We start from the raw sequence: 22,594 nt of genomic DNA, 5'->3' as shown, positions 1-22,594 counted from the left end.
TGACAATAGTCGCACTTGCCGGCCAAAGCGAAGGAATTCCGAACAGGATCGCCAATGGAAACGCTCTTCGACCATGCCCTCATCGATACCAACCGGTTGCGCGCGCTTCGCAGCGGCCCGGCGGACTTCCTGCTCGACATCGTCGCGGAGGAGCTTGCCGAGCGGTTGAGCGTGATAGACCGCCGGTTCGAGAAGGCGGTCGAACTGCATGGCCATACCGGAGCCGTGGCGCGGGCGATCGCCGGCACCGGCAAGGTCGATGCCATCGAACGCGTGGAGAGCGACCGGCGTTTTTCGGCGGGAGAGCCGGTTACGCTGGCAGCGCTGGAAACGGTTCCGCTTGAGCCGCAGTCGGTCAATCTCATCGTCTCGCCGCTTGCGCTGCATCTCACCAACGACACGCCGGGCGTTTTCGTGCAGATCCGGCGGGCGCTGAAGCCGGACGGCCTTTTCCTTGCGGCCATTCCCGGCAGCGGCACGTTGCAGGAACTACGGGAAGTACTGCTCGCGGCCGAAAGCGAGATTTCCGGGGGTGCCAGCCCGCGCGTCATTCCGTTTCCGGATGTGCGGGATGTCGGGGCCCTGCTCCAGCGCGGCGGCTTTGCGCTGCCGGTGACGGACAAGGAAACCTATACGGTGCGCTACGATTCGATCTTTCCGCTGATGAAGGATCTGCGTGCTATGGGCATGGCGAACCCGCTTTCCGGCCGCAGCCGGCGGCCGCTGGCGCGCGGCGTCCTGCTGCGCGCGGCCGAACTCTATGCCGAACGCTTCTCGGACCCCGACGGTCGGATCAGGGCGACCTTTTCGATCATCTATGTCTCGGGCTGGGCGCCGCATGAAAGCCAGCAGAAGCCGCTGAAGCCGGGTTCGGCGACGATGCGGCTTGCGGATGCGCTCAAGCAGGGCGGGGGTCGCTGACCCTCGACCTGTCCCTCACTTGGGGTCGATCTTCTCGCTGAGCAGCATGAAGGTGTTGTTGAGCGTGTCGGAGAAGGCGCCCAGGCCGGCGAGCATGCCGACGGAGATGAGGGCGGCAAGCAGGCCGTATTCCACGGCGGTTGCGCCATGCTCGGCGGAGAGGAACGATTTCAGCAGTCTCGTCATCATTCCCTTCCCCCGCGCCCCTTGCGCATGAACGTACCGTCAGCAGCCGCTGCCGGCACCCGCGCCGTTGACAATGCAGACGGCGCCGGGCATTTCCTGGAGCACGCTGCGGCGCACCGTATAGCGCTTGGTTCCGTCCGTCGGGACGGAGCCGGTCGAAATCATATCGAATTCATCGGGGACGTTCGCCATCATGCGCTTGTCCGACTTGGCGGACAGCACCGGTGTGAGGACGAGCGCCAGCGCAATCACGGCTGTCCCGAAAAGCAGAGCCAGATTCAATGCGCCAGTCCGGGTATCGCCGGCCGGCGTGAAATCTTTCTCCTGAACGGTTTTCCAGAAGTCTTCGTCACGCATCACAGGATCTCGCAGGCATTGCAACGTTCACGGCATTATTTGAACGAGGCTGCTAAACGATTGCTTAACGGAGACTGAAAATTCGCACTTAAATTCTAGTGAACCGGCTCAAAGCAGGTCCATGAGGAAGGGAATGAGGGGCTCGTCGGCGGGTGGCATCGGGTAATCGCGCAGCGCTTTCGGGCGCACCCATTTGATGGCCTGCCCCTCGCGCCCATGCGCCGTGCCTTCGAAGCGACGGCAGATATAGAGCGGCATCAGGAGATGAAAATCGTCATAGGTGTGGCTGGCGAAGGTGAGCGGCGCGAGGCAGGCGACCTTCGTGCGGATGCCGAGTTCCTCGTCGAGCTCGCGGATCAGCGTCTCCTCGGGCGTTTCGCCCGGCTCGACCTTGCCGCCGGGAAACTCCCACAGGCCGGCCAGCGACTTGCCTTCGGGGCGCTGGGCCAGAAGCACACGCCCGTCCGCATCGACGAGCGCGCAGGCGGCAACGAGCAGGATGCGGCGGGGCTGTGCGATCGTTTCGGTCATGCGGCCGGCGGTTCCCGATAGCTGTATTGGTAGACGTCCTGGAAGCCGGCGCGGCGATAGAGCGCAAGCGCGGCGGCATTGTCGGCCTCCACCTGCACCCAGGCATGACGCGCGCCCTTGAGCTTCGCCCAGCGCAGGCTCGCATGGAGGATTGCCGTGCCAAGGCCCTGGCCGCGCCGTTCTTCGGCGACGCCGAGTTGCAGGATGCCGACGAGGTCGTTGTCCTGCACCGCGATGGTGACGGCGGTGGGGCCGAAGCCCGGTTCCTCGAAGATGAAGAGGCCCGCCTCGGGCTTGATGGCATTGATGATTTCGGTGAGCCCGGGTTTCAGGGCCGGGTCGTCGCCCGAAACGCTCAGCCGTGCATCGACGAAGCGGCCGACATCGCGGCTCGGCAGGTGATCGAGGCCTTCATCGCGCGGCAGGGTCGCGAGATCCGCCATCATGACGATGGTGCGGCCCATGTCCTTCCAGCCGGCATCGTCCATGAAGGCGATCAACTGCGGCGGCGTGAGCGGGGTCTGTCGCACGAGTAGCGGGCGGCCGTAGTCGGCAAAGCGCTTCGCCGCCTTTTCCAGCCGGATGGGGATATCGCGATAATCGGACGGATCGAGCGGGTTGACCGAGTTCAGCCGCCGCGAGGGGTGGCCGGCGGTCAGCCGGCACAGCCAGCTTCCGTCATACAGCACGGTGGCGGCGGGCCAGGCACGGAAGCCGACGGCTTCCAGCCGCCTGACTTTTGCAAGATCGATCATCGTGGTCTTCTGTCCCGAAAGGGTCACGCTGTCCGGGCCTCTGGTCTGGGCAGCCCCACACGCATGGCGCGGCTGCATATCTTTTTCAAAATGGCTTAGCTGCGATAGTCGCCGTTGATCTCGACATATTCCTTGGTGAGGTCGCAGGTCCACACCGTCGCCCGGCCGTTGCCGAGGCCGATCTCGACGCGAACGGGGATATCCTGACGCTGCATGATCGCGGTCGTCGCTTCCTCGGAATAGTTGGGGTCGCGCTCGCCGTCGACGGCAACGCGAACGTCGCCGAACCAGATGGCGAGGCGATCGCGATCGGCCATTTCGCCGGATTTGCCGACGGCCATGACGATGCGGCCCCAGTTGGCGTCTTCGCCGGCGACGGCCGTCTTGACCAGCGGCGAATTGGCGATCGAAAGCGCGATCCGCTTGGCGGCATCGTCGCTTTCAGCACCCTCGACGGTGATCTCCACCATCTTGCGCGCACCTTCGCCATCCCGCACGACCTGGAGGGCGAGATCGCGCAGCAGGTCGTTGAGGGCGGCACGGAAGCCGTCGAGCGCGACGTCATCCGCCGTCACAGCCTTCTGGCCATCGGCCGCCGCCGCACCCGTCGCAAACAGCAGAAGCGTGTCCGAGGTCGACGTGTCGCTGTCCACGGTGATGGCGTTGAACGTGGTGCCGACGCCGGCCGAGAGCAGCGATTGCAGGACGGCGGCCGGAATGTCGGCATCGGTGACGACGAAGGACAGCATGGTCGCCATGTCCGGCGCGATCATGCCGGCGCCCTTGGCAATGCCGTTGATGCGCACGGTGACACCGCCGAGCTCGGCCGTACGGGTGGCCACCTTCGGATAGGTGTCCGTGGTCATGATCGCCTTGGCGGCCTCCAGCCAGAAGTCGTCCGTTCCTGCGGTGGCAAGGCCATCGAGGACGCCGGAGAACTTCGTGGCATCGAGCGGCTCGCCGATCACACCCGTCGAGGCGAGGAAGATCTCGCTCTCCTTGCAGCCGACGGCCTTTGCCGCGGATTCGGCGGTGAGCTTCGTCGATTCACGGCCCTTGCGGCCGGTGAAGGCGTTGGCGTTGCCGGAATTGACGACGACGGCGCGCGCGACGCCGCCGGACAGGTTGGCACGGCAGAAATCAACGGGCGCCGAAGGGCATTTCGAGCGGGTGAAAACGCCGGCGACCGCCGCGGGGCGATCGAAGACCATCATCAGCACGTCCGTCCGGTTCTTGTACTTGATCCCCGCGGCGGCGGTCGCCATGCGCACACCGCGTATGGGCGGCATTTCGGCATAGGTTTTCGGGGCAAGCGGAGAGATCGAGCCGGACATGCGTGTTTTCCTGCGGTGGGGAGGGGCCCGGCGGGATCCACCGGGCCATTGTGGTCTTACTGCTGGCCTTCGGCGGCCGGTGCGGCGTCTTCGCCCGCTTCGGCTTCCGGCTTGTTGACAGCGTCATAAGCGGTTTTCAGCGCGGGGTCCTGGATATCGACGGGCGCTTCCGCCTTGGCCTTTTCGAGCAGTTCCATGTACTTGTCGCGCATGATGAGCTGACGGACCTGCGGCTCGACCTGGTCGAGCGCCGGGGGCTGCTGCTTGCGCTTATCCTCGACCTTGATGACATGGTAGCCGAACTGGGTCTTCACCGGCACCTTGGAATAGGCGCCCTTTTCGAGGGCGAAAGCGGCCTCTTCGAATTCCGGAACCATGCGGCCCTTGCTGAAATAGCCGAGGTCGCCGCCTTCCGACTTGTTCGGGTCGGTGGACTTTTCCTTGGCGATTTCGACGAAGTCCTTGCCGGCATCGAGATCCTTGATGATGGCCTTGGCCTCATCCTCGGTCTTGACCAGGATGTGACGGGCATGGATCTCGTCTTCCGGCGTGATGGCCGCGATTTCCTTGTCGTAGCGCGCCTTCACCTCCTCGGGGGTGACGGCATCGACGACGTGCTTCTTGAAATAGGCGTTGTGCAGTTCGCGGTCCGTGAGGAAGGCGAGGCGCTGCTTGAAGTCGTCGCTGTCGCGCAGGCCTTCCTTGTCGGCATCGGCAGCCAGAAGCTTCACGTCGATGATGGAGGAAAGTGCTGCGACGCGCTTCTGCTCTTCCGGCAGGTTGGCAAGCTGCGGGTCGAGGCCGGCCATCGCGAGCTTCAGTTCGGATTCATGGATTTCCACGGCGCCGACCTTGGCGACCACCGGATCGGCGGCGGCATCCTGCGCACGGGCGCCCGTGCCGGCGGCGGCGATCGCGATCAGGGCGACCGCTGCGAGCTTGCTGTACTTGAACATACGAAAAAAGACCTTTCACATCCTCGCCGGAATCGGGTCGATATCCGGTGCCAGACTGCTCAACACCACCAGAATGTGGCAGTTGTGCAACCGCCTGAGCCGTTGACATCATTCGACCCCCCTCTTATCTGTCACGCAATCCCGCGTCCAGAACAGTTTCCGGGCGTTTCACGGGTTTGCGCGCAATTATCGTGCGGCCTGTCACGCGCCGGGGCGCCCATAAAGAAAGGACCATTCTGATGGTCAGCCTTGGCGGCCTAGCCCGCAAGTTGTTCGGTTCCTCGAACGATCGCCGCGTTCGCTCCTATAAAGATCGCGTCGACGCGATCAATGCGCTCGAAGCAGAGACCAAAGCGCTCTCCGACGAGGCGCTGAGGGCGAAAACCGTCGAATTTCGCGAACAGCTCGCCGCAGGCAAGACGCTGGACGACATTCTCGTGCCGGCCTTCGCGGTCGCCCGGGAAGCGGCGTTCCGCGTTCTCGGTCTGCGTCCCTTCGACGTGCAGCTCATCGGCGGCATGATCCTTCACGAGAAGTCGATCGCCGAAATGAAGACCGGTGAAGGCAAGACGCTCGTCGCGACGCTTCCCGTCTATCTCAATGCGCTGGCCGGCAAGGGCGTGCATGTCGTGACGGTCAACGACTACCTCGCGACCCGCGACAGCGCCCAGATGGGCAAGATCTACGGCTTCCTCGGGCTCACCACGGGCGTCATCGTGCACGGCATCGACGACGACCAGCGCCGCGCGGCCTATGCCTGCGACATCACCTACGCGACGAACAACGAACTCGGCTTCGACTATCTGCGCGACAACATGAAGTACGAGCGCGGCCAGATGGTGCAGCGCGGTCACTTCTTCGCCATCGTCGACGAAGTGGACTCGATCCTCGTCGACGAGGCGCGCACGCCGCTGATTATTTCCGGCCCGCTTGACGACCGCTCGGACCTCTACACCACCATCGACGCCTTCATTCCCATGCTGGACGAGGGTGACTACGAGATCGACGAGAAGCAGCGCTCCGCCAACTTCTCGGAAGTGGGTACGGAGAAGCTGGAGAACCTGCTGCGCCAGGCCGGCCTCCTCAAGGGCGAATCGCTTTACGACGTCGAGAATGTCGCGATCGTCCATCACATCAACAATGCGCTGAAGGCCCACAAGCTTTTCACCCGCGACAAGGACTACATCGTCCGCAACGACGAGATCGTCATCATCGACGAGTTCACCGGCCGCATGATGCCGGGCCGCCGCTATTCGGAAGGCCAGCACCAGGCGCTGGAGGCCAAGGAAAAGGTCACGATCCAGCCGGAAAACCAGACGCTGGCCTCGATCACCTTCCAGAACTATTTCCGCATGTATTCCAAGCTTGGCGGTATGACCGGTACGGCGTCGACCGAAGCCGAGGAATTCGGCAACATTTACGGCCTTGAGGTCGTGGAAGTCCCGACGAACCTGCCGATCCAGCGTATCGACGAGGACGACGAGGTCTACCGGACGGCGGAAGAGAAGTACAAGGCGATCATCGAGGAGATCAAGGCTGCCCGCGCCAAGGGCCAGCCGATCCTCGTCGGCACGACCTCGATCGAAAAATCGGAACTTCTGGCCGAGCTGCTGAAAAAGTCCGGCTTCAAGGACTTCCAGGTCCTGAACGCCCGCTATCACGAGCAGGAAGCCTATATCGTTTCGCAGGCCGGCGTGCCCGGCGCCGTCACGATCGCCACGAACATGGCCGGTCGCGGCACCGACATCCAGCTCGGCGGCAACCTGGAAATGCGCCTCGAGCGCGAGCTGGCCGACATGGAGCCGGGTCCGGAACTTGACGCCAAACGCAGCGCCGTCATCGCCGAGGTGAAGAAGCTCAAGGAGCAGGCGCTGGCCGCCGGCGGCCTCTACGTTCTCGCCACCGAGCGCCACGAAAGCCGTCGTATCGACAACCAGCTGCGCGGCCGCTCCGGCCGCCAGGGCGACCCGGGCCGTTCGAAGTTCTTCCTGTCATTGCAGGACGACCTGATGCGCATCTTCGGGTCCGACCGCATGGATTCGATGCTGCAGAAGCTCGGTCTCAAGGAGGGCGAGGCGATCGTCCATCCCTGGATCAACAAGGCGCTGGAGCGTGCGCAGAAGAAGGTCGAGGCGCGCAACTTCGACGTCCGCAAGAACCTGCTCAAGTATGACGACGTGCTCAACGACCAGCGCAAGGTGATCTTCGAGCAGCGCATCGAGCTTATGGACAGCGAAAACCTGTCCGAGATCGTGAACGACATGCGCCATGAGGTGGTCGAGAACCTCGTCCAGCTGAACATTCCGGAAAACGCCTATGCCGAGCAGTGGAATGTCGAGGGCCTGAAGGCCGGCGTTCTCGAACAGCTCAATCTCGATCTTCCCATCGAGGCCTGGGCGGCAGAGGAAGGCATCGACGAGAAGGACATTCTCGAGCGGCTGCGCAAGGCTGCCGACGATGCCGCCGCCGACCGCGCCGAGCGTTTCGGCCCCGAGATCATGACCTATGTCGAGCGCTCGGTGTTGCTCCAGACACTGGATCACCTGTGGCGCGAGCATATCGTCAATCTGGACCACCTGCGTTCCGTCATCGGTTTCCGCGGTTATGCCCAGCGCGATCCGTTGCAGGAATACAAGGCGGAGGCCTTCGAGCTCTTCCAGGCGCTCCTGGCCAATCTGCGCCAGACGGTGACCGCGCAGCTGATGCGCGTCGAGCTCGTACGTCAGGCCGCCGATGCGCCCGTACCGGCACCGCCGGCCATGGAAGGCCATCATATCGATGGCACGACCGGCGAGGACGAATTCAATGTCGGTGAAGCGACGGGCTTCATGGCCGTTGCCGCCGAGGATCGCAATCCCGACGATCCGTCGACCTGGGGTCGTGTCGGTCGCAACGAGCTTTGCCCGTGCGGGTCCGGCAAGAAGTACAAGCACTGCCATGGTGCCTTCGAGCAGGCCTGACCGCTGAAATCCTTCGATAATGCCGCCTTCGGGCGGCATTTTCTTTTGTGTGCGGTTAAGGCTTCCGCGGCGCTGGCCAACCGTTTGTTAACCCTGACCTGACAAGACTGTTGCGTTGAGTTCTGCGTAGCGTTCGGGTTCCTGTGTTGATAGCGGTCATTCAGTCGGCAGAGAAATTGCTGCCATCGGGTCTGCGCGGCAGGGTCGTGCCTTGGCTGCGCGTCCTGGCCAGCGACGACCCGCGCACGCTCGCCCAGCGCATGGCGCTCGTCGCCTTCGCCATTCGCGTCGCCAGCGCGGCAATCGCCTTTCTCACACAGATCGTTCTGGCCCGCCTGATGGGCGAGTTCGAATACGGCATCTTCGTCTTCGTCTGGGCGCTGGTCGTCATCATCGGCGACATGTCCTGCCTCGGCTTTCACACGACTGTCGTGCGCTTCCTGCCCGGCTATGCCGGCCGCAATGCGCATGCGGAAATCCGCGGCCTCACGTCGACCGCACGCACCTTCGCCATGCTGTCCTCCAGCGCGATCGCAGCCGTCGGGCTGCTATTGCTCTGGCTGCTGCGCGACAGCGTGACGGGCTATTATGTCGTGCCGCTCTTCATCGGCTTCTTCTGCATGCCGATGATCGCGCTGGGCGACGTGCTGGAAAGCACGGCGCGGGCGCACAGCTGGGCGGTGGTGGCGCTGAGCCCGACCTATATCGCGCGGCCGCTGCTCATTCTCGTCTTCATGGTGCTGGCCGTGACATACGGGGCGCCGCATACGGCGCTGACCGCAATGGCCGCCGCGCTGGCCGCCACCTACCTGACGACCGTCGTGCAGTTCTTCAACATCGTCCACCGGCTCGGCAAGCGCTATGTCGCCGGCCCGCACCGGACCGAGTTCTCGCTGTGGCTCAAGGCGGCGTTGCCGATCTTCCTCATCGAGGGCTTCGGCTTCCTGCTCACCAATTCCGATGTCATCGTGGTCGGCCTGTTTCTCGACCCGGAAAGCGTCGCGATCTATTTCGCAGCCGCCAAGACGATGGCGCTGGTGCATTTCGTGTTCTTTTCGGTGAAGGCGGCGGCCGCGCCGCGCTTCTCCGCGCTCTTCTCCTCCGGTGACCGCGTGGCGCTGGCAACCTTTGCCGGCGAGACGGTACGCTGGAGCTTCTGGCCGTCGCTCGGCGTGGGGCTCACCGTTCTCGCCCTCGGCCACCTTCTGCTGTCGCTGTTCGGGCCTGCCTTCACGGCGGGCTGGAGCCTGATGTTCATTCTCTTTTCCGGCATCATGGCCAAGGCGCTGGTCGGGCCGGGCGAGGTGCTGCTCACCATGTCGGGCGAGCAGAAGCTTTGCGTCCTGGTCTATGCCGTGGCGCTGGCGGCAAACATCACCTTCAACGTCACCCTCATACCGCTCTTCGGCATTACCGGGGCCGCCGTGGCGACGGCCGGCGCCATGATGGTGGAAGCGCTGCTCCTGCACCTCGCCGTGCGGGGCAAACTCTCGATCATTCTCTTCGCCTTCGCCAATCCGGTGAAGGCAAGCCTTGTCAACGGGATGGACAACCATGACCGATAGCCACGGCTTCGACCATGCAATCGCCGGCGGGCGCGCGCAGGCCGCCATTCCGCCGGCGCCGCCGCTGGCCCATCCGCCGGCAGACCTGCGGGTGGCCGTCGGCCGCCCCGGCCGTTCGCTCGCGCTCTATCCGGCCGCGGCCGGCTACGAGCTTCAGCAGGAGCTCGACTTCCTGTCCAACCGGGTCATGGAGCCGAATGTCTTCTTCTCGGGGCGTTTTCTGGCGCCCGCCATGCCGCGGTTGGAAGATCGCACCGTCCGCCTTGCCATCGTCAGGGATGAAAGCGCGGAGCGCAGCCGCATCCGCCTGCTCATGCCGTTTTCCGTCGAGAAGCCCGGCTTTTCCATCGGCTCCAGCATCCTGCGGGCCTGGTCCAACCCGTTCGGCCCGATCGGCACGCCGCTGGTCGATGCGGAAGACGCGGCCGAGACGCTGGACAATTTCCTGGAGGCGTTGGGCGGTTCCGGTGTGGCGCTGCCCTCGGTTCTCGTCCTTCCGGACCTGCGGCTCACCGGCCCCTTCGCCCAGTTGGTGCGCGCCGTCGCGATTGGCCGCAACCTGCCGGTGACGGTGACCGACACCTATCGCCGTCCGATGCTGGAAAGCCTGCTGGACGGGCAGGCCTATCTGCAAAAAGCCATCTCGCCGGAGCATTTCCGCGAATTGCGCCGACAGTGGCGCAAGCTCGATCGGCTCGGCGCGCTCAGCTACAATGTCGCCCGCCAGCCGGCGGATATCCGCGTGCGCATGGAGGAATTCCTGCTGCTCGAAGCCTCGGGCTGGAAGGGCCGCAGCCGCACGGCGATGATCAACGACCGCTATCGCGCGGCCTTCGCTCGCGAGGCGATCACCAATCTCGCCGAGACCGACGGTGTGCGTATCCACACGCTCGATCTCGATGGCCGCGCCATCGCGTCCATGGTCGTCTTCCTGATGGGGGGCGAGGCCTATACGTGGAAGACGGCCTATGACGAGGACTTCGCGAAATACTCGCCCGGCAAGCTTCTCGTCGCGGAACTGACCGAGTGGCATCTGGACGACGCCAACATCCTGCGGTCGGATTCCTGCGCGGTGCCGGATCATCCCGTCATGAGCCGGTTCTGGGAAGAGCGCGAGGACATGGGCACGCTGGTCGTGGGGCTTCAGCAGAACCGGGACCGGGACGTGCGCCAGGTGGCGGCTCAGCTTCATCTCTACCGCAACACGCGCAACGTGGCGCGGCTGCTGCGCGAGAAGATCCGCTCGCTCGCCCGGCGTTAGGGTGCTGCCCTAGGCGGAAAACGGCGCTTCGCTTGCCGCGCGCTCGCGCAGCAGGTGGCGGATGACCTTGCCGGACGTGGTCAACGGCAGCGCATCGACGAATTCCACCTCGCGCGGATATTCGTGCATCGAGAGGCGGGATTTCACCCAGTCGCGGATGTCGGCGGCAAGCGCTGCGGACGGCTCCTGGCCGGGCCGGAGCACGACATAGGCCTTGACGATTTCCGTGCGGACGGGATCGGGCTTGCCGACCGCCGCGGCGAGCTGCACGGCGGGATGACCGGCAAGGCAATCCTCGATTTCGCTCGGGCCGATGCGGTAGCCGGAGGAGGTGATGACGTCATCGTCCCGCCCGAAGAAGGTGACATAGCCTTCCTCGTCCATGTGCCCGAGGTCGCCGGTCGTCATCCAGTCGCCGATGAACTTTTCCGCCGTCGCCCTGGCATTGTTCCAGTATCCGAGAAACATCACGGGATCCGGGCGCTTGACGGCGACTTGGCCGACGGTGCCGCGCGGCACTTCCGCGCCATTCGCATCGATGACGGCGACAACGTGTCCCGGCACGGGCTTGCCGATGGGGCCGGGCCGCGACACGCCGAGCTTGCCGATAGAGCCCAGCACGATGTTGCACTCGGTCTGGCCGTAGAATTCGTTGATGGTGATGCCGAGCGTATCGCGCACCCATTCCCAGGTTTCTCGCCCGAGCGATTCGCCGGCCGAGCCGATGGTGCGCAGGTTCAGCCTGTACTTTGCGCGGGGATCGGCGACCGTCTTCATCAGCCGCAGCGCGGTGGGCGGAATGAAGGCATTGCGCACGTCCATGTCCTGCATGATGCGGTAGGCCATGTCGGGGTCGAATTTCTGGCCCGGCGAGGAGACGACGGGAACGCCGAGCAGCAGCGCCGGCAACAGGACGTTCAGCAGGCCACCCGCCCAGGCCCAGTCTGCCGGCGTCCAGATGCGGTCTCCCGGCTGCGGCAGGAACTCGTGGTGCATCTGGAAGCCCGGGATGTGGCCGAGCAGGACGCGATGCCCATGCAACGCGCCCTTCGGCGGGCCTGTCGTGCCTGACGTATAGATCATCATCGCGGGGTCATCAGGACCGCTGTCGATGGCGTCGAAGGAGCCTGCGTGACGCGACAGAAGGTCGTGGAAGGGTTTTGCGGTCGGGTCACCGGTGGCCTCCGTCGCGATGACCAGTTTCAACGAGGGGAGCCGGGTGCGGATGGGTTGGAGGCGCTCCAGGCCGAAAGCGTTCGTGACGATGGCCCTGGCGCCGGCGTTTTCCAGGCGGAACAGCAGGGCGTCGGCACCGAAGAGCAGCGCAAGCGGCAGGGCGATGGCGCCGACCTTGTATGTCGCGAGATGGGCGATCACGGTCTCGAAGCCCTGCGGCAGCAGGATCGCGACGCGGTCGCCCTTCTCGACGCCTTCGGCGCGGAGGGCGGCTGCGAAGGCATCGGATTTTGCCGCAAGTTCGCCGTAGGTCAGCGAGAGAGGCGCGGCGTCCGGCAGGAAATGCTGGAGGCACACGCGATCGGGATCGCGTGCCGCCCATGCATCGGAAACGGCGGTGCCGATATTGAAGCGCTCGGGGATATCCCAGCGGAAATCCGCATACAGCGCATCATAGCCCGGTCTTTCGACAAGCATCCGGCAGAACTCCCGTTTCATGCTGCATTGCAACTAGCATTCCGGGGTGCGGCCGGGCAATGGCGGCTTTTTGCGGGTCAGAGCCAGGAAAGGCGGCTGTCGACCTCGGTGACATCCTTGACGGAAGCCGCGATCTCGACGGCCCGGGCACCCTCTTCCGGGGAGCCGACGCTGCCGGTCAGGATGATGCGCGTTCCCTTGCAGGTGACGGAGATGTCGGACGCATCGATGTCACCGGCTATCGAAAGCGCGTCCGCCACGGCCGTTTCCAGCCATGCCGGGTGGGGGCCTTCGAAATGTTCCGGCTGCTCGCCCTTGAAGGTGCCTTCCTTGAAAACCATGGTGCTCTCCTTTGCCGTCTGCGCGACAGAACGCCGGACAGACGCAATTGTTCGTCTTTGCCGGCGCATGGGTTCGATCATGTTGGAAGTTTGGAAATATCAGGTGTTTTGGGTTGAGACCCAAGAGCGTGCACATCGCCCTTGGGTCCCCCTCACAACCGCATCCGGGGGTGTCTGCGGTTGCGCTCCCTAAACGGGGTCACGGAAAATTCGTTCCCGCTAAAAAAGAATTTTTTTGAGAAAAAGACGTGGCAGTCGTGATCGGTCGTGCAACCGGCCTTTCCCGTTGACACCCCATGCCGCCTCGCTCTATTGGGGAGGCATGCTCCGCTGGCAAGATGCGGAGAGCGCCGGCTCGAATCGGCGGCAAATGTGCGGGTGTGGTGAAACTGGTAGACGCGCCGGACTCAAAATCCGGTTCCGAAAGGAGTGTCGGTTCGATTCCGACCACCCGCACCATTATTCTCAGGGACAGGCCTGATTGTCGTCGCCCGCGGAGGGTCTTCGTCGGGAATTCGTGGAGACGGCACACGGCGGCGGCCAACCCGGCCCGGGTTAATTCGACGTTGCGACACGCCGGCCGATATCGAAGGCGTCCTGCAATCCCTGCTCGGCCGCGGGCTGGTCGATCGGGAGCAACAAGTCCAGGCCGATGGGCTGGATGCCGCAATATCCAAAGATGCCCTGGACGATCTGCGCCTTCATCGCGTCGAGATAGCCGCGGCGCTCATAGGTGCCGATATCCACGCCGCCGATCGCGACGACCTGTCCTTTCAGGCGTCCCAGAAGGCCGGTCGTCTTCCTGGCGGGGTCATCATCGAATGCCCAGTTGCGGATAAAGACGCGATCGATCCACCCCTTCATAACCGCAGGCATGGACCACCAATAGACCGGGAATGCCAGCACCAGGACGTCGGCCCTGTCGACGCGTGCCTGTTGATCGATGACGTCGGCCGGCGTCTGCCCGCCGACATGGAACAGGTCGTTGTCGGCAACGCCGAAAAGCGGATCGAAGCCGCTCGATGCCAGATCCAGGATTTCGTGCGTGGTGCCGGGCACGCTCTTCAGCCCATCGACAAGCCGGGCTACCGCAGCGTGGGTGTAGGAAGCGGGATCGGGATGGGCCGTTACGATGAGGACGTGCATCAATGTCTCCGGAAAGGTATGCCGCAGGCTCTTTGAATGAGTCCTGCCCAATGCTACAATAAGTAAGTTACTATTGGTAGCTTTGGTTCGGGTCAAGAGGGATGTGTGATGTCGAAGAAACTGCCGAGGCTTGAACGCCGTGCCCAACTCCTCGACGTTGCCTCCGCCATCGTGCGCGAAGAGGGTACGGACGCCTTGACGCTCGGCTCGCTGGCCGAACGTGCGGGCGTGAGCAAGCCGATCGCTTACAGCCACTTCGAGACCCGCTCGGGGCTGATGATCGCTCTTTCAAAGGCGGCAATGGATCGGCAGGTCGCGGCTCTGGCTGCCGCCTTGGAGAATGCTCCACAAGAGCCGGAGCAGGTCGCGCGGATCCTCTCGAGCGCCTACCTGGAATGCGCGCTGACGATCGGGCCGGAATGGCATGCGATCGATGCGGCACTGCGCGGTGATGCGACCATGGAGGCCCACCAGCGTCGGACCCGGCAAGACCATGCGGCCTTCTATGCGGCAGCCATCCAGCCGCTTTCGAAACTCGATTCAAAGGTCGTGCAGCGACGGTGCGTCGGCCTGATCGGGACGATGGAGGCGCTATCGGCCGAGGTCATGGAAGGCGGCATGCCCTTGGACGTGGCTGTCGACGACCTCGTAGCCTTGATCCGGAAATGGCTGATCGGAGGCTGAGACTTTATACCGAAACGAAAGCGGGCTGAGGCAGCCCGTTCGCCACGCATTCAGGCCATGTATCTGCCGGCGTCGACATGAATGGTTTGGCCCGTGAGATATTCGGTCTCCATGATCATCCGTGTTGCCGGCCAAAGTTCTTCGGGACGTCCCATGCGTCCGAGAGGCAGATTTTCGGTGGGCCCTGCATCGATCGCGCTGGCCATCCTGCTCTCGATCAACGCGGGCGCTATGGCATTCGCCGTGATCCGGTGCGGGCGGAGCGCGGTGGCATAGGCGTGCATCAGGCTCTCGACGCCGCCTTTCGAAGCAGCATAGGCGGCGGAAAGCCCGCCGCCGATGCGGGCGGCGGTCGACGACATGAAGATGAGCCGGCCGCCGTTCCGGGTCATGTGGGGCCATGCCGCCTGCGAGACCAGAAACGCACTCGTCAGGTTGGCATGAAGCGTCTTTTGGAAAAGCGCGAGATCGAGACGGTCGATCGGGCAGACTTCGCCGATACCGGCATTGTTGATCACGCAGTCGATGCGGCCGAAATGCGCGAGCGTTTCCTCGATCAGGCGCTGAACATCCTCCGCGATGCCGACATCTGCCCGTATACCGATGCCGTCCTTCAGGCGAGACACCAGTTGATCGACCTCGGCGCTCTCCGAACGATAATTCGCAGCCACGTAGTGACCCTCCGCAGCGGCCGTGACGGCCAGCGCAGCGCCGATGCCGCGGCCGGCGCCCGTGATCAGGATGACCTTCGCCGAAGGGTTTTTCGGGTTTTGCATGATCACTCAACCTCATTGACCGGGTTCAATCAACGTTAGCGAGGCTCGGAAAGCCTCGCAATGTCGCGCCGCCTCGATCTCGGCTTTGGATCCGCGAAACTGGCCGGGATACGCCCGTTTGCCATCAACGGGCGTTTCTCCGTCAACCCAGCCCACCGTTCGCGAATACGGTCTGAGCGTCGACCCAGGCGCCGTCCTGCGAGCAGAGAAGCGCGATGACGCCGGCGATGTCGTCCGGCAGGCCCAGGCGGCCGAGGGGGGTCTGTTCGGGAATGCCGCGGAGCGCCTCTTCGCCGTGCTGACGGAGGAGCTGCGTGTCGACGGCTCCGGGCGCCACTGCGTTGACCGAGATGTTGCGACCGGCCAGTTCCTTCGCAAGCACGCTGGAAAAGAGCACCTGGGCGCTTTTCGTGGCAGCATAGGCGCCGGTCGCCGGGGGTGGCGTCTTGATGATGCTCGAGGCGAGGCTGATGATCCGGCCGCCGTCACGCGTCCGTTGCGCCGCCTCGCGCAGCACATTGAAGCTGCCCTTGACATTGGTGGCCATCATACGGTCGAAGGCTTCGTCCGTCATCTGGGCGAAGGGGCCGACATTCATGATGCCAGCGTTGTTGACCACCACATCGACGCCCCCGAATGCCTGATCATTGGCGTCGAAAAGGGCCTTGACCGCTGCGGGGTCGGCGACGTCCGCCTGCTGGAGGATCGCGCGCCCGCCAGCCGCCTCGATGTCGGCCACGACGCGGGCGGCGAGATCACGGTTCGTGAGGTAGTTCACGGTGACGGCAAAGCCATCGCGCGCCAGGCGTCTTGCGGTCGCCGCGCCGATGCCCCGCGACGAGCCGGTGACGACGGCCGCCCTGCCGGCGCCGGGAAGAGCGGTTGTCTGGGCTGATGCCGCGCCCCCCATGGCGAGAACGGCGGGCGTCGCTGCCGCGAGGGTCATGAAGGTGCGGCGTGAGGTATCGGCATTGGACATCTTGATGGTTCCTTTCTCGATGCGGGTACTTTGTTGCGATAGGTGCGGCCTCGCCGGGCGGCTTTCGGGACAGCGCGGATTTGCGGCCGACCGGGAGGCGGCGAAGGTCACCCCACCTCCAGCAAAGCGGCGATCCGCCGGTTTGCGATCAGCAGGGCAAGGCTGGTCTGGGCCGGTCCGGGCCGGTCTGGACGTTTGCGATCGGGACCGGCTGGCAGCCCCGGGCCGAGGCTATTGGGTGCCGGTGCAGCCGTCACCGCGTCGCTGACCGAGCCGACGATGGCAGGCCCCGACGCCGGCCCAAGAAGGCCGGGGACGACCATCACGAGGCTGGACGCCTGCGCCTGCCTGCCTTCGCCGGCCGCGGGGCAATATCTTTTGCTTCATTCCTATTGACCGTGCGGCGGCTTCTGTCATGTTCGACGCACTCCTCGCTTGGTTCGCATCCTCAAGCTAGATGGAGTGTCTGATGATCAGAATGCCGGAAGCCTCAAAAAACTTGCCCGATCCTGCAGGCGACGATAGGCTGACTGCCGAGGGCCGGGTGTTGCGCTGGCCTCGCAAACCTCCGGAGGTGCGTGTGCCGCCATCGCTGTTCGGAGCCGCCGACGCCTATATCGAGGCCCAGGGCGGCGGGCAGGGCGCATTCCCGACGCCGATCGACAGCTTCTATATCGTCCGTTCCTTCAAGGAGAGGATGCGGATGCAGCAGGTTTACAAGCCGTCGATCTGCATCGTGCTCCAGGGGGCAAAGGAAATCGTCGTCGGGGAGGACACCCTTCGCTACGGTGCGATGGAGTGTCTGGCGGTCGGCATGGCGCTGCCGGCGACGGGGCACATCGTCGAGGCAAGCCCCGATGCGCCCTATACCGGACTGATGCTTGCGCTGGACGTGGCGATGATCCGCGACGTGCTGGAACAGCTCGAAGCGCCGCCGGCGCCTCCCGCCGATTCCGGTCCCTGCCTGTTCGTGCGGCAGGTCGATGAACCCCTGGCCGAGTGTGCTCTGCGCCTCCTGCGGATGTGCGACACGCCCAAGGCGATCCCGATCCTTTTTCCGTCCGTCATGCGCGAGATCTGCTACTGGCTCTTGAGTGGCCCGAACGGCGGCGAACTCTGCAAGCTGGTCGAGCCTGAGTCGAACGCCGCCCGGATCGCGAAAACCCTCCACCTCATGCACGAGGACATCGCCCGGACGCTTCGTGTGGAGGATCTGGCGGAAGCGGCGGGCATGAGCCTTTCGTCGTTTCATCAGCATTTCAAGGCGATGACATCGATGACGCCGCTGCAGTTCCAGAAGCAGTTGCGCCTTCTCGAGGCGCGGCGCCTGATGGTGATGGAAGATGCAAACGTGGCCGACGCTGCCTACCGGGTCGGCTACGAAAGCGTGTCGCAGTTCAGCCGCGAATATTCCCGGACGTTTGGCGGTGCTCCAAAGCGCGATGCCATCAACCAGCAGCGCCTGTACAGCGAGTTTGTGGGTCGCAGGATGCAGTCCGCGTAGCTGCCTCGCCGCGCGTCGGTGACGTTCAGTCTCGTCCGGCCGGGCGTCATGATGCGGATCGGCGCTTCGCCCGCCCGGCGAAAGCGCCGATCCGCAGGATTGGGCAGATTTTTTGAGGCTTCCGGTATTCTGATCCTTGGGCGCCCCCTTTAGCCTGGATTGCTGGCCGTAACCGGCGCGTTGCGGGGCAACGTCAGGCCGAACCCGGCGATTATCCAAGATTCGAGGTCGCAATGCTTACCCTCATTGAAGATGCTTTCGAAAGCTTCCTGAATGACGACGACGGACAACCTGTCGTCATGTTGAATCTCCTGCGGTTCCGGGAAGACGGTGGCAGGGAGCGATATGCGGAGTACCTCGCCGTCGCCACGCCGATCGTCGCCCGGTTCGGGGCGGAGATCGTCTATGTCGGCAATGGCCTCCCGGCGCTTTCTGCGGAGCCCGGACAGGCCTGGGACGCTGTCGCGCTCGTCCGCTACCCAAACCGCCAGGCATTTGCCGATATGGCGATGGATGCCGACTACCGGGACAAGGCGGCACCGATGCGCGAGGCGGCGCTGGCCGAAGCCGTGTTGCAGCCCCTCCGGACAGCTTCCTCCTGAAGGCGGCGAACGGGTTTCCGGATGCGAGAATGAACGTTTCAGGACGGCAAGAATGCATCACATGTTCGTGCGGTGATTTACTTGGCGACGGCAGGTGGTAAATGTCCGCGAATACGGGATGCGGCCGCTTCTGCCGCCGTCATCGCGTTTCCCTCGCCGGTTTACCCGCCCGGGACCTGTCTTGAACTGGAGCATCCATGTCTTTCCAACGTGTTTCCTCGCCCGTGGTCTCCTCCGCGCTGCTCACCCTCGGCATGGTGGCGACGGTGGGCGGCGCCCTGGGCTTCGAGCATATCGGCGGCTACATCCCCTGCGCGCTCTGCCTGTTGCAGCGCGATCCCTATTATTACGGCATCCCGGTCGCCCTTGCGGCCCTGGCCTCGGCGCTCTTCGGCGGCCCCGCCTGGCTTACCCGCACGCTGCTTGCGATCGCCGGCATCATGATGCTCGTGGGCGCCGGCATGGGTGTCTATCATGCGGGCGTCGAATGGGGTTTCTGGGAGGGACCGGCAACCTGCGCAACGACGGCCCAGGGGGTCACGCAGAATGCGGGCGACCTGCTCGCCGATCTCAACAGCAAGCATGGACCGTCGTGCACGGAAGCATCCTTCCGCTTCCTCGGCCTGTCCTTTGCCGGCTGGAACGTGATTGCAAGCCTGATCCTCGCCGCGATCGCCTTCTCCGGCGTGCGGTCGGCCAAGGCATGATTCCCGCAGCCGGTCAGGGCTGCAGCTCGACGTCCCAGTAGAGATAGTCCATCCAGCTTTCGTGGAGATAGTTGGGTGGAAACAGTCGCCCGTTGTTGTGCAGATCCTGAACCGTCGGCTGGTAGGGCTTCTGATGCGGGTGCATGCCCGCCTGCTTCGGCAGCTTGCTGCCTTTTCTCAAATTGCACGGGGAGCAGGCAGCGACCACATTCTGCCAGGTCGTCTCGCCGCCATGGGCGCGCGGGATGACATGGTCGAAGGTCAGATCGTGCGGCGACCCGCAGTACTGGCATTCGAACTTGTCGCGCAGGAACACGTTGAACCGGGTAAAGGCCGGGTGGCGTGACGGCTGCACGTAGGTTTTCAGGCACACGACGCTTGGCAGGCGCATCGAGAAGCTCGGCGAGGACACCGAGTGTTCGTATTCGGCAATGATGTTTACGCGGTCAAGAAATACGGCCTTGATCGCGTCCTGCCATGACCAGAGCGACAAGGGGTAATAACTCAGCGGCCTGTAGTCAGCATTCAATACAAGAGCTGGCAGGGCCTGTGGTGAAACTGAAATCGTCAAGGGCTTCTCCTGAGCGATTCGGCATCTGCCCTTCTATATTAGGCGCGTTGTTACAGCATTGTGAAGCGGGGAATGAAAAGCGAAAACAAGCTATTTCGCGTTTTTCAGCCTTCGAGCACCGGAGCGACCTCCCGGCGCATCTCCCGCGCATAATATGCCCAGAAAAGCCGGGCCGAAACGCCGCGCCAGGGCGCCCATCGCTCGGCGATCCCATCCAGTTCCTGCGGGCTCGGCCGCACGGCGAGACCGAGCGCATGGGCGACGGCGCTCTGCAGCGCGATATCGCCCGACGGAAAGATATCGGGATGGCCGCCGCAAAACAGCAGATAGACGTCCGCCGTCCAGCGGCCGATGCCCTTGATGGCGGTGAGCGTGCGGGTGGCGGCCGGTGCGTCGAGATGGCAGACGGCATCGAGGTCGAGATCGCCGCGGTCGACGGCCTCTGCCGCGCGGCGCAGCGTATCCGTCTTGGCGCGCGACAGGCCGATGGCCCGGCAATCCTCGTCCGACAGCTCGAGCACGTGGTGGGGCGTGATGTCGCCGGCCGCCGTTTCCAGCCGGCGCCAGATCGCATCGGCGCTCGCGCGCGACACCATCTGCGAGACGATGATGCCGGCAAGGCCGCGATAACCGGGTTCCAGCCGCCGCAAAGGCACGGGCCCCGCCTTGTCGATGACGCTGAAAAGACGGGCGTCGAGCAGGGCGAGGTCGACGAGACCCGCTGCGACATCCGCATCCGTCCTGATCATGTGCAGTTGCATTTTTCCAAGCGGCCTCGATCTTTGTCCGGCGGGGCCTCTCCGGGCCGGTCTCGCCAGACGTCCGTAGTGGCGGACAGGGGGCGTTCATGGCAGAAGACCCCATGCCAAGTGCTTTGTCAAAAAATCGTGTCTTTCGCTTTGCGCCGAGCCCGAACGGGTTGCTGCATCTCGGCCACGCGGTGTCGGCGATCCTGAACCACGATCTCGCTGCCGCGAGCGGCGGCCGCTTCCTGCTGCGCATGGAAGACATAGATCCCGCTCGCTCGCGACCCGAATTCGAAGAGGCGATCTACCGCGACCTCGCCTGGCTCGGCCTTGAATGGGAACAGCCGGTACGCCGCCAGTCCGAGCATGTCGCGTTCTACGGCGCGGCGCTGGAGCGGCTGAAGGAAATGGGTGTGCTCTATCCGGGCTTCCTGAGCCGTGGTGAGGTGAAGGCCCGGGTGGAGGCGGCGGGTGGCGACTGGCCACGCGATCCCGACGGTGCGCCCCTCTACCCGACGGACGAGCGCTCGCTCGACCGTGGACAGGCGCTCGACTGGATTGCGGCGGGACGCCAGCACGCCTGGCGTCTCGATATGGACAAGGCGCGAGCCTTGGCCCCGGCGCTGCTGGAATGGCAGGAAACCGGGGCGGGGCCGGACGGCGAGACCGGGTCCGTACCGGCCCGCCCGGAACGCTGGGGCGATGTCATTCTGTCGCGACCGGATGCACCGGCGAGCTACCATCTCGCCGTGGTGCTGGACGACGCGGCGCAGGGCGTGACCGATGTGGTGCGGGGGCAGGACCTCTTCCACGCAACCGCGGTGCATCGGCTGTTGCAAACTCTGCTGGGTTTGCCGGCGCCGGCCTACCGGCATCATGGACTGGTTTTGGGTGCGGACGGGCGAAAGCTTTCGAAGAGCAACCAGGATACCGGCATCGCGGCCTATCGGGAGAGGGGCGTCTCACCGGCCGGCATTCGCGCCCTGCTCGCGGGCTATGGCTTCGTCTTCGATTGATTCCTGCTCGGCCTGCGGCTGCTTCTTCACGCCGCGAATGCGGTCGAGAACGAGGTGCTTGACGCGATATTTCAGCAATGCGGCGTTGATTTCCGCGCCGATGATGAAGATCGCGCCGATGATGTAGAGGAAGACCAGCGCGACCATGATCGAGGCGAGGCCCGCATAGGTCGAGACATAGCTGGAGAATGTCGCGAGATAGGAGGCGAAGGCATAGGCGCCGATGCTCCAGGCGACAAGCGTGAAGAGGATGCCGGGCAGCACGTCGGCGATCTTTCGCCGCCCCGCAGGCAGCCAGAGATGGGCGATCAGCAGGCCGACGAGCAGGACCAGGACCGTGCCGAAGAGCCCCCAGCTCTCCACCCAGGAATAGACGTAGGTCAGCCAGGGCAGCCAGTCGCCGGTTGCCCGCACGGCAAGCGGTGCCGCCACAAGCACGATGCTGAGGACGGCAAGCGCCACCACGCCGGCGATCACGAAGCCCAGGCTGGCCAGGCGGGTGATGTACCAGTAGCGGGTCTCCGCCACGCGATAGGCGCGGTTGAGCGAAACCCGCAGCGCCTCCACGCCGTTCGACGCGAAATAGGCGGCGGCGAGCACCGACACCGTCAGCAGGCCGCCGCGCGGGATCGTCAGCACGGCCACGACCTCGCGCGAGATGGGGGCCGCGATCGATTCCGGCCAGGTGTCGAAGATGAGGTGGACGGCGGTCTCGGCGAACTGGTCCGCGCCGAGGAACGAGCCGAGCGCGGTTCCGAAGATCAGGAACGGGAAGATGGCGAGCAGTGTGGACAGGGCGACATGGCTTGCCATGGCCCAGCCATCATCTTCGGAGAAATGCCAGATCGCGTCGAAAATGACCCTGTAGGCAACGCGGATGGGGCTTGGCATCGGCAATTCCAGTTCGTTCGCGGCCGTTTGCGGCTGCCTGTCTCATTGTCTGTCAGGACATAACCCCTTAAACCGGATTTGGTTTAAGGGGTTATGTCCTATTTCAGATTCTCCGGCCAACGTGCGCGTCGCCGCGCGGGACCCTGGCCAGT

Annotated in this window: 23 protein-coding genes and 1 tRNA gene; 10 read left to right on the top strand and 14 right to left on the bottom strand. The window is 64.2% G+C overall.

The window, feature by feature from the left end; translation table 11 throughout:
- The first annotated feature begins 54 nt into the window (after window positions 1–54).
- Complete coding sequence (locus B5M41_RS18250; RefSeq protein WP_134649354.1) at window positions 55–921, top strand: methyltransferase domain-containing protein; 867 nt, start codon at window positions 55–57, stop codon at window positions 919–921.
- A 15-nt stretch (window positions 922–936) separates the two neighbouring features.
- Here the strand turns inward: B5M41_RS18250 and B5M41_RS18245 are convergent, their stop codons facing one another.
- The 6 genes from B5M41_RS18245 to B5M41_RS18220 all read right to left on the bottom strand — a co-directional run bounded on the left by B5M41_RS18245 (window position 937) and on the right by B5M41_RS18220 (window position 5,040).
- The gene (locus B5M41_RS18245; protein ID WP_329959099.1) at window positions 937–1,110 is read right to left on the bottom strand and encodes a Flp family type IVb pilin; all 174 of its coding nucleotides are present in this window, start codon (window positions 1,108–1,110) and stop codon (window positions 937–939) included.
- A 36-nt stretch (window positions 1,111–1,146) separates the two neighbouring features.
- Window positions 1,147–1,464 (bottom strand): hypothetical protein, encoded by a 318-nt coding sequence (locus B5M41_RS18240; RefSeq protein ID WP_134649355.1) that lies wholly within the window; start codon window positions 1,462–1,464, stop codon window positions 1,147–1,149.
- Window positions 1,465–1,572: 108 nt separating this feature from the next.
- Complete coding sequence (gene mutT / locus B5M41_RS18235) at window positions 1,573–1,995, bottom strand: 8-oxo-dGTP diphosphatase MutT (RefSeq protein ID WP_134649356.1); 423 nt, start codon at window positions 1,993–1,995, stop codon at window positions 1,573–1,575.
- Window positions 1,992–2,750: a GNAT family N-acetyltransferase gene (locus tag B5M41_RS18230; RefSeq protein ID WP_134649357.1), complete on the bottom strand. Its 759-nt coding sequence runs from the start codon at window positions 2,748–2,750 to the stop codon at window positions 1,992–1,994. Before B5M41_RS18230 ends, mutT begins: the two co-directional genes overlap by 4 nt.
- 95 nt (window positions 2,751–2,845) lie before the next feature.
- Window positions 2,846–4,084, bottom strand: a complete 1,239-nt coding sequence (gene argJ / locus B5M41_RS18225; protein ID WP_134649358.1) for a bifunctional glutamate N-acetyltransferase/amino-acid acetyltransferase ArgJ — start codon at window positions 4,082–4,084, stop codon at window positions 2,846–2,848.
- A gap of 56 nt (window positions 4,085–4,140) precedes the next feature.
- Complete coding sequence (locus tag B5M41_RS18220) at window positions 4,141–5,040, bottom strand: peptidylprolyl isomerase (RefSeq protein ID WP_134649359.1); 900 nt, start codon at window positions 5,038–5,040, stop codon at window positions 4,141–4,143.
- Window positions 5,041–5,279: 239 nt separating this feature from the next.
- Here B5M41_RS18220 and secA point away from each other — a divergent pair, with 239 nt between their 5' ends.
- From secA to B5M41_RS18205, 3 genes are all read left to right on the top strand, one after another.
- On the top strand, window positions 5,280–8,000 hold the full coding sequence (gene secA / locus B5M41_RS18215; RefSeq protein ID WP_134649360.1) for a preprotein translocase subunit SecA: 2,721 nt from the start codon (window positions 5,280–5,282) through the stop codon (window positions 7,998–8,000).
- Window positions 8,001–8,176: 176 nt separating this feature from the next.
- Window positions 8,177–9,565: a lipopolysaccharide biosynthesis protein gene (locus tag B5M41_RS18210; protein ID WP_230640215.1), complete on the top strand. Its 1,389-nt coding sequence runs from the start codon at window positions 8,177–8,179 to the stop codon at window positions 9,563–9,565.
- Window positions 9,555–10,826, top strand: coding sequence for a GNAT family N-acetyltransferase (locus B5M41_RS18205; RefSeq protein WP_134649361.1), 1,272 nt, complete (start codon window positions 9,555–9,557; stop codon window positions 10,824–10,826). The genes B5M41_RS18210 and B5M41_RS18205 overlap by 11 nt, the downstream gene beginning before the upstream one ends.
- Window positions 10,827–10,835: 9 nt before the next feature.
- Here B5M41_RS18205 and B5M41_RS18200 read toward each other — a convergent pair whose 3' ends face one another.
- Together B5M41_RS18200 and B5M41_RS18195 are read right to left on the bottom strand one after the other, a co-directional pair.
- Window positions 10,836–12,479: an AMP-binding protein gene (locus B5M41_RS18200; RefSeq protein ID WP_134649362.1), complete on the bottom strand. Its 1,644-nt coding sequence runs from the start codon at window positions 12,477–12,479 to the stop codon at window positions 10,836–10,838.
- A 77-nt stretch (window positions 12,480–12,556) separates the two neighbouring features.
- On the bottom strand, window positions 12,557–12,820 hold the full coding sequence (locus B5M41_RS18195) for a BON domain-containing protein (RefSeq protein ID WP_134649363.1): 264 nt from the start codon (window positions 12,818–12,820) through the stop codon (window positions 12,557–12,559).
- A 374-nt stretch (window positions 12,821–13,194) separates the two neighbouring features.
- Here B5M41_RS18195 and B5M41_RS18190 point away from each other — a divergent pair.
- A tRNA-Leu gene (locus tag B5M41_RS18190) sits at window positions 13,195–13,279 on the top strand.
- A 96-nt stretch (window positions 13,280–13,375) separates the two neighbouring features.
- Here B5M41_RS18190 and B5M41_RS18185 read toward each other — a convergent pair.
- Complete coding sequence (locus tag B5M41_RS18185) at window positions 13,376–13,966, bottom strand: NAD(P)H-dependent oxidoreductase (protein WP_134649364.1); 591 nt, start codon at window positions 13,964–13,966, stop codon at window positions 13,376–13,378.
- Window positions 13,967–14,074: 108 nt separating this feature from the next.
- On the opposite strand from B5M41_RS18185, the gene B5M41_RS18180 reads away from it, so the two are divergent.
- Window positions 14,075–14,650: a TetR/AcrR family transcriptional regulator gene (locus B5M41_RS18180; protein ID WP_134649365.1), complete on the top strand. Its 576-nt coding sequence runs from the start codon at window positions 14,075–14,077 to the stop codon at window positions 14,648–14,650.
- 50 nt (window positions 14,651–14,700) lie between these two features.
- Here B5M41_RS18180 and B5M41_RS18175 read toward each other — a convergent pair whose 3' ends face one another.
- Both B5M41_RS18175 and B5M41_RS18170 read right to left on the bottom strand, forming a co-directional pair.
- Window positions 14,701–15,426 carry an SDR family NAD(P)-dependent oxidoreductase gene (locus tag B5M41_RS18175; protein WP_134649366.1) on the bottom strand — a complete coding sequence of 242 codons (726 nt, stop codon included), beginning with the start codon at window positions 15,424–15,426 and terminating at the stop codon, window positions 14,701–14,703.
- A 142-nt stretch (window positions 15,427–15,568) separates the two neighbouring features.
- On the bottom strand, window positions 15,569–16,405 hold the full coding sequence (locus tag B5M41_RS18170) for an SDR family oxidoreductase (RefSeq protein WP_134649367.1): 837 nt from the start codon (window positions 16,403–16,405) through the stop codon (window positions 15,569–15,571).
- Window positions 16,406–16,985: 580 nt separating this feature from the next.
- Between B5M41_RS18170 and B5M41_RS18165 the strand changes: the two genes are divergently transcribed.
- From B5M41_RS18165 to B5M41_RS18155, 3 genes are all read left to right on the top strand, one after another.
- Entirely contained in the window at window positions 16,986–17,909 is a 924-nt protein-coding gene (locus B5M41_RS18165; protein WP_413713180.1) for an AraC family transcriptional regulator, read from the top strand.
- Between the two features lie 233 nt (window positions 17,910–18,142).
- Window positions 18,143–18,511: a DUF1330 domain-containing protein gene (locus B5M41_RS18160; RefSeq protein WP_134649368.1), complete on the top strand. Its 369-nt coding sequence runs from the start codon at window positions 18,143–18,145 to the stop codon at window positions 18,509–18,511.
- A gap of 197 nt (window positions 18,512–18,708) precedes the next feature.
- On the top strand, window positions 18,709–19,218 hold the full coding sequence (locus tag B5M41_RS18155; RefSeq protein WP_134649369.1) for a disulfide bond formation protein B: 510 nt from the start codon (window positions 18,709–18,711) through the stop codon (window positions 19,216–19,218).
- 13 nt (window positions 19,219–19,231) lie between these two features.
- Here B5M41_RS18155 and B5M41_RS18150 read toward each other — a convergent pair whose 3' ends face one another.
- Window positions 19,232–19,789 carry an HNH endonuclease gene (locus tag B5M41_RS18150; protein ID WP_134649370.1) on the bottom strand — a complete coding sequence of 186 codons (558 nt, stop codon included), beginning with the start codon at window positions 19,787–19,789 and terminating at the stop codon, window positions 19,232–19,234.
- A gap of 104 nt (window positions 19,790–19,893) precedes the next feature.
- Window positions 19,894–20,544: a DNA-3-methyladenine glycosylase family protein gene (locus B5M41_RS18145; protein WP_134649435.1), complete on the bottom strand. Its 651-nt coding sequence runs from the start codon at window positions 20,542–20,544 to the stop codon at window positions 19,894–19,896.
- A 107-nt stretch (window positions 20,545–20,651) separates the two neighbouring features.
- On the opposite strand from B5M41_RS18145, the gene gluQRS reads away from it, so the two are divergent.
- The gene (gene gluQRS / locus B5M41_RS18140; protein WP_134649434.1) at window positions 20,652–21,551 is read left to right on the top strand and encodes a tRNA glutamyl-Q(34) synthetase GluQRS; all 900 of its coding nucleotides are present in this window, start codon (window positions 20,652–20,654) and stop codon (window positions 21,549–21,551) included.
- Here the strand turns inward: gluQRS and B5M41_RS18135 are convergent.
- Window positions 21,498–22,442 carry a YihY/virulence factor BrkB family protein gene (locus tag B5M41_RS18135; protein WP_134649371.1) on the bottom strand — a complete coding sequence of 315 codons (945 nt, stop codon included), beginning with the start codon at window positions 22,440–22,442 and terminating at the stop codon, window positions 21,498–21,500. The genes gluQRS and B5M41_RS18135 overlap by 54 nt on opposite strands.
- Window positions 22,443–22,594: the final 152 nt, after the last annotated feature.

Origin of the sequence: Shinella sumterensis, assembly GCF_004514425.2 — a bacterium.
GTDB lineage: Bacteria > Pseudomonadota > Alphaproteobacteria > Rhizobiales > Rhizobiaceae > Shinella > Shinella sumterensis.
The sequence above is the reverse complement of the archived record's forward strand: the minus strand, read 5'-3'. Positions and strand labels throughout refer to the sequence as shown.

Bases quoted from the DNA above. Each gene is read 5' to 3' on its own strand.
- mutT (WP_134649356.1), bottom strand. From the start codon at position 1,995: ATGACCGAAACGATCGCACAGCCCCGCCGCATCCTGCTCGTTGCCGCC.
- gluQRS (WP_134649434.1), top strand. From the start codon at position 20,652: ATGCCAAGTGCTTTGTCAAAAAATCGTGTCTTTCGCTTTGCGCCGAGC.
- B5M41_RS18185 (WP_134649364.1), bottom strand. From the start codon at position 13,966: ATGCACGTCCTCATCGTAACGGCCCATCCCGATCCCGCTTCCTACACC.
- argJ (WP_134649358.1), bottom strand. From the start codon at position 4,084: ATGTCCGGCTCGATCTCTCCGCTTGCCCCGAAAACCTATGCCGAAATG.
- B5M41_RS18245 (WP_329959099.1), bottom strand. From the start codon at position 1,110: ATGATGACGAGACTGCTGAAATCGTTCCTCTCCGCCGAGCATGGCGCA.
- B5M41_RS18250 (WP_134649354.1), top strand. From the start codon at position 55: ATGGAAACGCTCTTCGACCATGCCCTCATCGATACCAACCGGTTGCGC.
- B5M41_RS18200 (WP_134649362.1), bottom strand. From the start codon at position 12,479: ATGCTTGTCGAAAGACCGGGCTATGATGCGCTGTATGCGGATTTCCGC.
- B5M41_RS18155 (WP_134649369.1), top strand. From the start codon at position 18,709: ATGTCTTTCCAACGTGTTTCCTCGCCCGTGGTCTCCTCCGCGCTGCTC.
- B5M41_RS18170 (WP_134649367.1), bottom strand. From the start codon at position 16,405: ATGTCCAATGCCGATACCTCACGCCGCACCTTCATGACCCTCGCGGCA.
- B5M41_RS18175 (WP_134649366.1), bottom strand. From the start codon at position 15,426: ATGCAAAACCCGAAAAACCCTTCGGCGAAGGTCATCCTGATCACGGGC.
- B5M41_RS18180 (WP_134649365.1), top strand. From the start codon at position 14,075: ATGTCGAAGAAACTGCCGAGGCTTGAACGCCGTGCCCAACTCCTCGAC.
- B5M41_RS18230 (WP_134649357.1), bottom strand. From the start codon at position 2,750: ATGATCGATCTTGCAAAAGTCAGGCGGCTGGAAGCCGTCGGCTTCCGT.
- B5M41_RS18220 (WP_134649359.1), bottom strand. From the start codon at position 5,040: ATGTTCAAGTACAGCAAGCTCGCAGCGGTCGCCCTGATCGCGATCGCC.
- B5M41_RS18195 (WP_134649363.1), bottom strand. From the start codon at position 12,820: ATGGTTTTCAAGGAAGGCACCTTCAAGGGCGAGCAGCCGGAACATTTC.
- B5M41_RS18135 (WP_134649371.1), bottom strand. From the start codon at position 22,442: ATGCCAAGCCCCATCCGCGTTGCCTACAGGGTCATTTTCGACGCGATC.
- B5M41_RS18205 (WP_134649361.1), top strand. From the start codon at position 9,555: ATGACCGATAGCCACGGCTTCGACCATGCAATCGCCGGCGGGCGCGCG.
- B5M41_RS18240 (WP_134649355.1), bottom strand. From the start codon at position 1,464: ATGCGTGACGAAGACTTCTGGAAAACCGTTCAGGAGAAAGATTTCACG.
- secA (WP_134649360.1), top strand. From the start codon at position 5,280: ATGGTCAGCCTTGGCGGCCTAGCCCGCAAGTTGTTCGGTTCCTCGAAC.
- B5M41_RS18160 (WP_134649368.1), top strand. From the start codon at position 18,143: ATGCTTACCCTCATTGAAGATGCTTTCGAAAGCTTCCTGAATGACGAC.